11 protein-coding genes are annotated in these 10,787 nt (G+C 64.1%); 4 read left to right on the plus strand and 7 right to left on the minus strand.

Annotated features, from left to right (window positions below; genetic code table 11):
• On the minus strand, positions 1 to 1,026 hold a 1,026-nt coding region (gene cydB, locus D4765_RS18260), incomplete at its 3' end, for a cytochrome d ubiquinol oxidase subunit II (protein WP_136643743.1).
• Complete coding sequence (locus tag D4765_RS18265; RefSeq protein ID WP_136643744.1) at positions 1,026 to 2,438, minus strand: cytochrome ubiquinol oxidase subunit I; 1,413 nt, start codon at positions 2,436 to 2,438, stop codon at positions 1,026 to 1,028. The genes D4765_RS18265 and cydB, both read right to left, overlap by 1 nt.
• A gap of 125 nt (positions 2,439 to 2,563) precedes the next feature.
• On the opposite strand from D4765_RS18265, the gene D4765_RS18270 reads away from it, so the two are divergent.
• The gene (locus D4765_RS18270; RefSeq protein ID WP_136643745.1) at positions 2,564 to 2,965 is read left to right on the plus strand and encodes a BlaI/MecI/CopY family transcriptional regulator; all 402 of its coding nucleotides are present in this window, start codon (positions 2,564 to 2,566) and stop codon (positions 2,963 to 2,965) included.
• Between the two features lie 20 nt (positions 2,966 to 2,985).
• Positions 2,986 to 3,936: a M56 family metallopeptidase gene (locus D4765_RS18275; protein WP_136643746.1), complete on the plus strand. Its 951-nt coding sequence runs from the start codon at positions 2,986 to 2,988 to the stop codon at positions 3,934 to 3,936.
• 95 nt (positions 3,937 to 4,031) lie between these two features.
• Here the strand turns inward: D4765_RS18275 and D4765_RS18280 are convergent, their stop codons facing one another.
• The 5 genes from D4765_RS18280 to D4765_RS18300 all read right to left on the minus strand — a co-directional run bounded on the left by D4765_RS18280 (position 4,032) and on the right by D4765_RS18300 (position 8,041).
• Positions 4,032 to 4,967, minus strand: a complete 936-nt coding sequence (locus D4765_RS18280) for an ABC transporter substrate-binding protein (protein WP_136643747.1) — start codon at positions 4,965 to 4,967, stop codon at positions 4,032 to 4,034.
• A 1-nt stretch (position 4,968) separates the two neighbouring features.
• Positions 4,969 to 5,715, minus strand: coding sequence for an ABC transporter permease (locus D4765_RS18285; protein WP_338054656.1), 747 nt, complete (start codon positions 5,713 to 5,715; stop codon positions 4,969 to 4,971).
• Entirely contained in the window at positions 5,712 to 6,413 is a 702-nt protein-coding gene (locus D4765_RS18290) for an ABC transporter permease (RefSeq protein ID WP_136643748.1), read from the minus strand. Before D4765_RS18290 ends, D4765_RS18285 begins: the two co-directional genes overlap by 4 nt.
• 109 nt (positions 6,414 to 6,522) lie before the next feature.
• Positions 6,523 to 7,335, minus strand: coding sequence for an ABC transporter ATP-binding protein (locus D4765_RS18295; RefSeq protein ID WP_136643749.1), 813 nt, complete (start codon positions 7,333 to 7,335; stop codon positions 6,523 to 6,525).
• 61 nt (positions 7,336 to 7,396) lie between these two features.
• Positions 7,397 to 8,041, minus strand: coding sequence for a TetR/AcrR family transcriptional regulator (locus D4765_RS18300; RefSeq protein ID WP_136643750.1), 645 nt, complete (start codon positions 8,039 to 8,041; stop codon positions 7,397 to 7,399).
• Positions 8,042 to 8,239: 198 nt separating this feature from the next.
• Here D4765_RS18300 and D4765_RS18305 point away from each other — a divergent pair, with 198 nt between their 5' ends.
• Both D4765_RS18305 and D4765_RS18310 read left to right on the plus strand, forming a co-directional pair.
• Positions 8,240 to 9,307: an App1 family protein gene (locus D4765_RS18305; protein WP_237280551.1), complete on the plus strand. Its 1,068-nt coding sequence runs from the start codon at positions 8,240 to 8,242 to the stop codon at positions 9,305 to 9,307.
• Positions 9,308 to 9,313: 6 nt separating this feature from the next.
• Positions 9,314 to 10,531, plus strand: a complete 1,218-nt coding sequence (locus D4765_RS18310) for a winged helix DNA-binding domain-containing protein (protein ID WP_136643751.1) — start codon at positions 9,314 to 9,316, stop codon at positions 10,529 to 10,531.
• Positions 10,532 to 10,787: the final 256 nt, after the last annotated feature.

Raw genomic sequence — 10,787 nt, forward strand, 5'->3', positions numbered from 1 at the left:
CCCTGGCCCACCCCCGGTCCTGCCCCCTGGCACGCCGGTGATCGTCGCCCGGCTGAGCCGCTTGCGGAACACCCAGTAGGTGAACCCCTGGTACAGCAGAATGAGCGGCACGAACACCAGCGCGACCCAGCTCATGATGGTGAGCGTGTAGGTCGACGACGACGCGTTCTCGACGGTCAGCGAGTGCGCCGGGTTGTTGCTGGCCGGCATCACGTCGGGCAGCAACGACACGAACAAGCTGAGCACGGCGAAGGCAATAGTCGCAGCCATCAGGGCGAACGCCCAGCGCTCGGCCCCCCGGTGGTTCGCGAGATAAGACCCGATGAGCGCCACCGCTGCGACGGCCGACAGGATGCCCGACACCACGGTTCCGAACAACACCGTCGTGAGCACCAAGAACACCGCGGCCACCACGATGGTCAGCAGCCCGGCACGAGAGGCGAGCCGACGGGCGCGCTGGCGAATGGGCCCGTCGGTCTTCAGTGCCACGAACACCACTCCGTGCGTGAAGAACAGCAGCAGCGTGGTGACTCCGCCGAGCATCGCGTACGGGTTGAACAGGTCGAGCAGCGACCCGGTGAAGTTGAACCCAGCGTCGAGCGGAACACCCCGCACGACATTGGCGAACACCAGCCCCCACAAGAAGGCGGGAACGGCTGAGCCGATCACGATCATCCGGTCGAAGCGTCGCTTCCAGACCAGCTCGGCCCGCTGGTGACGGTACTCGAACGACACCCCTCGCACGATCAGCGCCAGCAGAATGGCGAGAAAGATGAGGTAGAAGCCGCTGAAGAGCGTGGCGTACCACTCGGGAAATGCGGCGAACATGGCGGCGCCGGCCACGATGACCCAGGTCTCGTTCAGATCCCAGACGGGCCCGATCGTGTTGATCATGACGCGGCGGTCGACGTCGTCGCGGCCGAGGAACGGCAGCGCCATTCCCACGCCGAAGTCGAACCCGTCGAGCACGAAATAGCCGATGAAGAAGACGGCGAGAACGCCGAACCAGATGCTGGGGAGATCCATCAGTACACCGTCGCTTCGTGTCGTATTTCGCCCGTCGCCTCATCGGGCGCAGAGAGTTCTTCCGGCCCCGCCTGCACGGCCTTCTTGATGAGTCTGAATTCGACCACCGCGAGGGTGCCGTAGATGAGCGTGAACGCGATCAGCGAGATGAGTACGTCGAGCCCGGTGGTGTTCGGCGAGACCGCGTCGCTCGTCTTCAGCAGGCTGAACACGATCCACGGCTGGCGCCCCATCTCGGTGAACACCCAGCCCACGATCATGGCGATCAGCGGCATTGGCACCGACCAGATGGCCACCTTCCACACCCAGCGCTTCGTGGGCATGCGCCCCTTGCGGGTAGCCCAGAGGCCGCCGACCGCGATCATGGTCGACAGCACACCGAAGAGAATCATGTAGCGAAACGCCCAGTACGTGACCCAGATGGTCGGTGTGTAGTCACCGGGACCGTACAGCTGTGTGTACTGCGCCTGAAGGTCGTTGATGCCTTCGACCGTGCCGTCGAATGTGTGCGTCGACAGGAACGACAGCAGGTACGGGATGCGAATGGAGAACAGTTCGCTGACCCCGTCGGGCGTTCCCAGTGTGAACAGCGAGAACGACGCGTTCGCGCCCGTGGAGGTGTTGTAGAGCGCCTCGGCCGCCGCCATTTTCATGGGCTGGGTCGACACCATGGCGAGCCCCAGCTGGTCGCCGGAGAGAAAGGTGAGGCCGCCGCCGATGACCATCATCCACAACCCGAATTTCAGTGCGGGACGCATCGAGTCGAGATGCTTTCCCCTGGAGAGGTGCCAGGCGGCCGCGCAGATGATCACGGCCGCCGTCACCATGAGGCAGGCGAAGATGGTGTGCGGAAACGCCGCCAGAGCGACCTTGTTGGTCAGCAGTGCCCAAATATCAGTCAGTTCGGCGCGACCCTTGGCCTCGTTGATCTGGTAGCCCACCGGGTTCTGCATGAACGAGTTCGCCGCGATGATGAAATAGGCCGAGAGGATGCTTGCCGCGGCTGTCACCCAGATCGTTGCGAGATGCAGCTTCTTCGGCAATCGATCCCAGCCGAAGATCCAGAGCCCGATGAAGGTTGCCTCGAGGAAGAATGCCAGCAGCCCTTCGAGCGCCAGAGGAGCCCCGAACACGTCGCCGACGAACCGCGAGTAGTTACTCCAGTTCATACCGAACTGGAACTCCTGCACGATTCCGGTGACGGTTCCCATGGCGAAATTGATCAGGAAGATCTTGCCGAAGAACTTGGTGAGCTGCAGGTACTTCGCCTTGCCCGTGCGCACCCATGCGGTCTGGAAGAGGGCTACGGTCAGCGCCATGCCGATCGTGAGCGGCACGAACAGAAAGTGGTAGATCGTTGTCAGGCCGAACTGCCAGCGCGACAGCAGCAGCGGGTCAAGCCAGTCGTTCACGTGTCCTCCGCGAAATCGTTCTCGACGACGAATGTTCTACAAGCGGTAGAACTCGTCTTCTACACAGTGTAGAACAGTTCTACCGCTCGTAGAAGTTCCACAGCAAAACGCGCTATTCTTGTGCAATGGCAACGCTGGGCGACCTCGAACGATCGATCATGGAGAGACTGTGGGAGAACCACTCCCCTCTGTCTGCGGCCGACCTCAAAGACGAACTCGCGCACAAGACGAGTGCCGGCAAAGACCTGGCGCTGACGACCATGCTGACGGTGCTCTCCCGTCTCGAACGCAAGGGTTTTGTCAGCCGAGACCGCAAAGTGCGCCCCCACCTCTACTTCGCCGTCACGACACGGGCCGACCACACCGCCGAGCTGCTGCAGCAGGTTCTGGGTGCAGAACCCGACCGTGCCACCGCGCTGGCACACTTCGTGGGCCAGGTCAGCCCCGAAGAAGCTGAGACGCTTCGCCAGCTTCTCACGCAGCGCGCCGTTCAGCTGCCCGAAGACAGCGTCGCTACCGACGGCTGACGATCGCCTACGCTGAACGCGTGCTCTTCGCTTCTGTCACCCTCGCCGCGCTGGCTGTGCTTCTCGCATGGCCGGTGCCGGTTCTGCTGGCAAAGGCTCACTGGCCCACCCGGTCACCCGGCATAGCCCTGCTGCTCTGGCAGGCCATCGCCATCTCTGGCGGCCTGTCGATGATCGGCTCGCTGGTGACGTTCGGGCTGATTCCGTTCGGTGGCAGTCTGCTGCAGGGGCTCGCTCAACTGCCCCAGCTGCTCGCCGAGGGGCCGCTGCCCGCCGGCACCGGGCTGATTCACATCTTCGCGCTCAGCAGCGCGGCGCTTCTCGCAGCGCACCTCGTTCTGAACCTGATCGTGACCGTCACGCGCACCGAGCGCCAGCGCCGACGGCACCGTTCGCTTGTCGAATTGCTGAGCACTCCCCTGCCTGACCGGCCCGGCGCGCCCATTCACATCATCGACTCTCCGGCGCCCGTCGCGTACTGCCTGCCCGGCGCCCGAACGGTCACGGTTCTCTCTGAGGGTCTGGTGGCGCTGCTCGACCCCCCGCAGCTCGAGGCGGTCATCGCGCACGAACGTGCTCATCTGCGCCAGCAACACCACATTCTGCTGGTCGCTTTTCAGTCGTGGCGCAGCAGCCTGCCCTGGTTTCCCATCGCAACCCGCGCACAGGTGGCCGTCTCTCTGCTCGTCGAGATACTGGCGGATGACCAGAGCCGCCGCCACACCGATGCCGAAACGTTGGCCGGGGCCATCGCCCTCGTGGGTTCGGCCGAGACCAATGCCCTGACGACCAACGCAACACAGTTCGTCGAATCGTCGGCCGCTCTCGCATCGGAACGCTCGGCCGTGTCGATGCGGGTCGACAGGCTCGTGCATCCGGAGCCCCAGCTGCCACTGGCCGAACGGGTGCTCATTCTCGTGGCGGCTGCGGTGCTGCTCGCGGTGCCGCTGGTGCTGCTGCTCGCGTCATAGCCACCACTCTGGCACTCCAGAACGCAGAACGGCCGGCCACCTGTGAAGGGTGACCGGCCGTCGTGCGCCAGCAACGAACTACCGGCGACGAATCTCTAGAACAGTTTCACTTTGGCGAGCCACTCTTTGGCGATGTCGGCCGACGACTTCTGGTCGGTCGTGCTCTCACCGTTCATCGACACGAGGTCGGCGGTGGTGAGGGCGGCGTCGACCTTGTTGATCACGTCGGTGACCTTCGGGGTGGCAGCCGACTTGTTGATCAGCGGAATCACATTCGAGGCGAGAAACAGGTGCTTCGGGTCGCTCAGCGTGACCAGGTTGTTCGCACCAATGCTCGGGTCAGCGCTGTAGATGTTCGCGACCTGAATGGTGTTGTCGAGCAGGGCCTTCAGCGTGAGCGGGCCGGCCGAGTCGTCGATGGGCGTGAAGCCCACGGTGACGCCGTAGGTCGACTGCAGCCCGGGAGGGCCGTAGGGGCGCGTCGCGAGTTCGGCATTGCCCCCGAGCGTCACGCCCGAGACCTTGGCGAGGTCGGCAATGCTCTTCACTGCGTTGGCGTCGGAGAAGGCCTTCGTCACGTTGTACGAGTCTTGGTCAGCGGCCTGTGACTGCTGCAGAACCTCGAGCTGCGAGGGAACAGCTTTCGCGAGCCCGGCGAAGACGTCGTCGGCGCTGGTGGCCGTGGTGGTCTTGTCGTAGTACTGCAACAGGTTGCCGCTGTATTCGGGGAACAGCGTCACCTCGCCGCTTTCGAGCGCCGGCAGGTAGGCGTCGCGCTGGCCGATGTTGAACTTGCGGGTCACGGTCAGGCCATTGGCCTCAAGTGCCTGAGAGTAGATCTCCGCAATGATTTCGTTCGAGTAGTACGACTGCGACCCGACGACGATGGTGCCCGACGCGGCCGTACCCGTTGAACTCGAGCCCGCGTCGAGCGGGCTGCTGCTTGATGAACACCCTGCCAGTGCGACTGCCGCACTGACCGCGATGACGCCAAGAGCGGCGACACGGCCTTTCTTCAATGCTGTGAACATGCTATTTCCCTTCGTGGATGGGGGATCCCACCGTTGTGCGCGGCCTGGTTGACCGCGAACGAACATCTTTTATTCGACCCGCGGCAACACCGCGTGGAACGAACAACCTCTGGAGGAGGGCGAATATGCCCTCGAGAATCAACGCGAGCGCGGTGACCAGAATCGAGGCGCCCATCAGCTCGGCGTAGTTCCTCGTTTTGAGGCCTTCGTTGATGAAGACACCGAGCGCGCCGCCACTGGCAAAGTACGCGAGTGTTGCGGTGGCCACGACCTGCAGCACACCTGACCGGATGCCCCCCACGAGTAGCGAGAAGCCGAGTGGCAGTTCAACCTTCGTCAGAACCTGCCATTCGGTCATACCCTGCGCCCGGGCGGCGTCGATCGTACGACGGTCGACGGCTTCGAGACCCGAGTAGGCACCGGCGAGAATGGGCGGAATGGCGAGGATCACGAAGGAGACGAGCGGCGCCTTGAATCCGATTCCTATGCCGAGGGCGAAGATGATGAGCAGGCCCAGGCTCGGCAGGGCCCGCAGGCCTCCCGAGAGTGAGACGGCGATGTCGCGGCCACGGCCGGTGTGCCCGATCCAGAGCCCGAGCGGAATGGCGACGAGTGAGGCGATGGCCACGGCACCGAAGGTGTAGGCGAGCTGCTCACCGATGCGGCTCGGAATGCCGCCCGAACCGTCGGAATGAGTGGGATCGAAGATCCACATAATGCCTTGCAGAAAGAGATTCACGCCCGTCACGCCCCCGTCACTGCGGTGAGAACGGCGCTGTCGCGCTGGGCGCGGGCTCGTCTTCGGCTGGGCCTGTCGGCACGGCTCCACGGCAGCAGCATGCGGCCGAGCATCACGAGGATGAAGTCGAAGACGATGGCGATGATGAGGGTCGCCACGATTCCGCTAGCCACCTCTGCCACGATGTTGCGCTGCAGGCCGTTCAAGAAGAGGTAGCCAAGGCTCGACACGCCGATCACCGAGCCGATGCTGACGAGGCTGACCGTGCTGACCGAGACCACGCGAAGCCCGGCGAGCAACACCGGCCCGGCGAGGGGAAACTCGACGCGCCAGAACCGGCTCCAGGTCGAGTAGCCCATGGCGGTGGCCGCCTGGCGCACTCCCGGGTCGACGGCGGCCAGGGCATCCGCCACCGAACGCACCATGAGGGCGACGGCGTAGATGGTGAGGCCGACCACGACGTTGATGGGATCGAGGATGCCCGTTCCCAGTATCACCGGGAGGGCGATGAACAGCGGCAGTGAGGGAATCGTGTACAGCAGGCCGCTGATGGTGAGCAAAACACCACGCGAAGCACTAAAGCGGTTGGCGAGCCAGCCGAGAGGAATCGCAATGAGGAAGCCGAGGATGATGGGCGGCACGGCGAGCGCGATGTGATCGAGCGTGAGGCTCCAGATCAGGCCGAGGTTGTTGGTGACCCAGTTCATGCGAGCCTCCTCGAACGCGCCCTCATCATGGCGGCCCAGTTCTGAACGAGGCCTTCCGCTCGGCGACGACTCAGCCGGTCGGTCGGCACACGGCCGTGGTTTCGGGTGTTCACGACTGCAACACCCCAGTGGGCCGACCGTCTTCGTCGACAACGACGTTGCGGCCGTTGACCACTTCGACCCGCAGGGCGCGGCGGCCGCGATCGGCTCCGATGAACGTGGCGACGAAGTCATTGGCCGGTTGTGAGAGGATCTCGGCTGGCGAACCGGCCTGCGCGATGCGGCCGCCCTTCTCGAGCAGCACCACCTGGTCGCCGAGCAGAAACGCTTCGTCGATGTCGTGGGTGACGAACACGATGGTCTTGCCGAGGTCGCGCTGAATTCGCACGAGCTCCTGCTGGAGTTCGGCCCGCACGATGGGGTCAACCGCGCCGAACGGTTCGTCCATGAGCAGGATGTTCGGGTCGGCGGCAAGGCCACGCGCGACGCCGACGCGCTGCTGCTGACCGCCAGAGAGCTGGCTGGGGTAGCGGTCGGCTAGGGCGCGGTCGAGGCCTACGGTGTCGAGCAGGCGGAGTGCTGCATCCCGAGCCGCGGCCTTCTTCACCCCGTTCAGGAGCGGCACGGTCGCCACATTGTCGACGACCTTGCGGTGTGGCAGCAGCCCGGAGTTCTGCATGACGTACCCGATGCTTCGACGGAGCTTCACCGGGTTCAGCGAGTGAATGTCTTCGCCGTCGATCTCAATGTCGCCCGAGGTCTTCTCGACCATGCGGTTGATCATGCGCAGGATGGTGGTCTTACCCGAGCCTGACGAGCCCACCAGCACGGTGGTCTGGCGGGCGGGAATGATCAGACTGAAGTCGTCAACCGCGACGGTTCCGTCAGGAAACTGCTTGGTAACCGCTCGGAATTCGATCATTGGCCAAGCAAAACACCAAACTCAGCATTAGGCAAAGTCTCGCGCGGGCCTTGACGGATTATTACGCAGCTGATTGCGCAAGGTAGCTCTGCACGACGGCGCGGGCCTCGGTGATGATGGCCGCGTCGCCGTTCTTGTCGGCGATGAACGCGCGAACCAGCAGCGCGTCGGTCATATTGACCGACATCTCGAGGCGCAGGGTGAGCTCTGCCGAGGCGTCGACGCCGAAGTCCTGCGTGATGATCGCGGCGAACGCGTCAGCGATTCGGGCTGACCGGATGCCCGCGGGCTCCACATCGGGGTACGTGACGAGGTCGCCCAGTCGGATGGACGTGAAGCCCACCTCAGTGCGGTGCATCTCGACCGCGGTGTCGAAGCTCACGAGCATGAGCTCGACCCACGTGCTGGGCTTCTCACGCAGAATGTTCTCGCGGGTCTGGCGCAGAAAGCGATCCATGCTGCGCAGGCTGAGAGCCGAGAGTACCGCGATGCGGTCGGGAAAATAGCGGTAGACCGTGCCGATCGAGGCGCCAGCGCGCTCAGCGACCATGGCCGTCGTCATTCGTTCGACGCCGACCTCTTCGATGACCTCGGCGGCAGCGTCAACCAAGGCGGAGATACGAGTCGAGCTACGAACCTGTACGGGCTCGTTACGCACGTTCACCATTTCGAGCAGGGTTTCGTCGATGAGTTTACTGAGTGACACTTTTCTGACCCGTCCCCTAATTTGTAACAAGTAAGTCTCATGTTACCTCTCGGGCTGACGACCTCAACGCCGATATGACGGCATCTCACAAAATTCCCGCTCATTTGACAGCAAAGTCTGGCGACGATCCTTGTCACGGGCGAGCTGGCTGAAGAGGCTTCTGTCAGGGCGTACAGCGTTCTCTGTCAGACTGGGCACGTGTCGAACGAGTCGGTAAACCTCCCACCCGCGAAAGTCACGCCTGAGCTGATTCTGCACAGAGCCGCGCGAATCGAAGATGCCGTGCACGAGTTCCGTGAGAACAGGGCGCGCAAGCGCGGGTACCAAGTGACCGTCATCCCGTACACGGGCTACGGCTCCACCACGTGGATCAGGGTGCTCAGCCGGGTGCTGCTCACCCGCGACCCGAAACCGCGTCGGCGCCTGCCCATCATTGGTCGGCGTGACGAGACGGTGCGGGGCTGGCGGAGCTTCACGGCGGTGCCCATCAACGATGTCGATGTGACCATCACCGTGGGCGGAGTGGAACACGAGGTGAAAGCCGACCGCGGCGGAGTGGTCGACGTGGTGATCGAGGCGACCCTCGAACCCGGCTGGCACACCATTCAGTTGCGCGCCGAAGACTCCGAAGTCGTCACTTCTCCGGTCTTCATCATCGAACCCGACGCCAAGTTCGGGGTCGTGTGCGACGTTGACGACACGGTCATGGTCACGGCACTTCCGCGGCCCCTGCTCGCGGCGTGGAACACTTTTGTACTCGACGAGCACGCGCGCGTACCCACGCCGGGTATGGCTGTGCTGCTCGACCGGCTGGCAACCGAGCATCCGGGCTCCCCCACCATCTACCTCTCGACGGGCGCCTGGAACGTCGCGCCCACTCTCACTCGCTTCCTGTCGCGCAACCTGTACCCGTCGGGGCCTCTGCTGCTGACCGACTGGGGGCCAACGCACGACCGGCTCTTTCGCAGCGGGCGCGAGCACAAACGCGACAACCTGCACCGGCTCGCCGAAGAGTTTCCGCAGATGCGGTGGCTGCTGGTGGGTGACGACGGGCAGCACGACGAAGAGATCTACGGCGAATTCGAAGAGCAACACCCGGCGAACGTGGCCGCCATCGCCATTCGGCAGCTCTCCGCGGGCGAGGCCGTGCTGGCCGGTGGGCGATCGAAAGCCGAATTCATGAGCGAGAAGTCTGATGCGCTGTGGATCTACTCGCCCGACGGCTCGGGCATCGCCCATCAGCTGAACATCGCCGGCCTGCTGTAGGTTCGCGTGCTACCTGGCCATCGCAGAACGCTGACGGGCCTGCGACTCGTCAGCCAGGGCATCCAGAACCCTGTCGGCGACAGCGCGGGCGCCGTGGCAGGTGCCGTGGTGGGTGCCGCTGCCGCTGCTGGTGTGGTCGGGTACCTCGCCGCCGTTCAGGCGCAAGATCTGCCCGGGGCGAAATGGTCGGTGGGGCTCCGGATGCCCGGCGGCACCCTCGCCGATGTCGACGCCGCTCTGGCTGACGGCAGTGTCGTTCGTTCGTGGCCGTTTCGCGGCACCCTGCATTTCGTCGCCGGAGTCGATCTGCGCTGGATGCTCGACCTCACCGCCACCCGCACCCTCGCCGGTGCGGCCACCCGACACCGGCAGCTCGGACTCCACCCGGAGACCTTCGCGCTTGCGCACCGCGTCGCCGTGGATGCGCTCGAAGGCCACCGCAACCTCACCCGCGACGAGCTCTTCGCCGTGTTTCGCACGCACGGAATCGCGACCGACGCAAACCGTGGATCGCACCTGCTCTGGTACCTCAGCCATCACAAAGTGCTGTGCTTCGGGCCAATGAAAGGCGCGGCCCAGACGATCGTGCTGCTCGACGAATGGATTTCGCAGTCAACGGCACGCCAGCTGACGCGCGACGAGAGTCTGGGCGAGCTGGCACGGCGGTACTTCAGTGCGCGCGGACCAGCCACGGTCAAAGACTTTCTCTGGTGGTCGGGGCTGCTTCTGAAAGACGCGACCCTCGGCATCGAACTGGCTGGCGACGCACTGGAGTCGATGGTCGTAGACGACCGAACCTACCTGCGGGCGGCGCGAGGAGGGTCAGACGATGACTGGCCTCGTGGCGACGGGTCTGCGATCCGCAGGTCTGCGCTCCGCGGTTCTGCTGGCGTGGGTTCTGACGGTGAGGCTTCTGATGCGGCCTCTGCGAACGTTCATCTGCTACCCGGGTTCGACGAGTATCTACTCGGCTACTCTGACCGCAGCGCGCCGCTCGCGCCCGAGCACATGGAACGGGTTGTGCCAAGCAGCAACGGCTTGTTCCTGCCGACCATCGTGGCGGGCGGGCACGTCGCCGGCACGTGGCGGCGGCACGCTACCTCGAAACGAGTGACCGTCACGGCTGAGCCTTTTGAACCGTTCTCTGCTGTGCAACACGCAAGCTTTACCAGCGCAGCCGAACGGTACGCGCGGTACCTCGGCCTCGCTCTCGCCAGCTCGTAGTCGAGGGGGCACCGAGGCGTGCTCGAGCGCTGGCGGCGGCCGTCAGGTTGTGTATGGTCGTGGTTGTCTGACCCATGGCGGTAGTGGTGTTGTGGGCAAAGGTCCGCGTCTTCGTGATCTGATTTGGGAGCAGGGTCGTGGGGTTTGTTCCCAGTCGATGCTTTTCGGTGGGATCAGCACGGGGACGCCGTTCTGCATGGCGAGTTTCCACTCAGAAGAATGCACATGTGTGTGGTGGAAGTGGCAGAGCAGTGCC

The sequence above is a fragment of the Subtercola vilae genome (assembly GCF_004923255.1).
Classification (GTDB): Bacteria; Actinomycetota; Actinomycetes; order Actinomycetales; family Microbacteriaceae; genus Subtercola; species Subtercola vilae.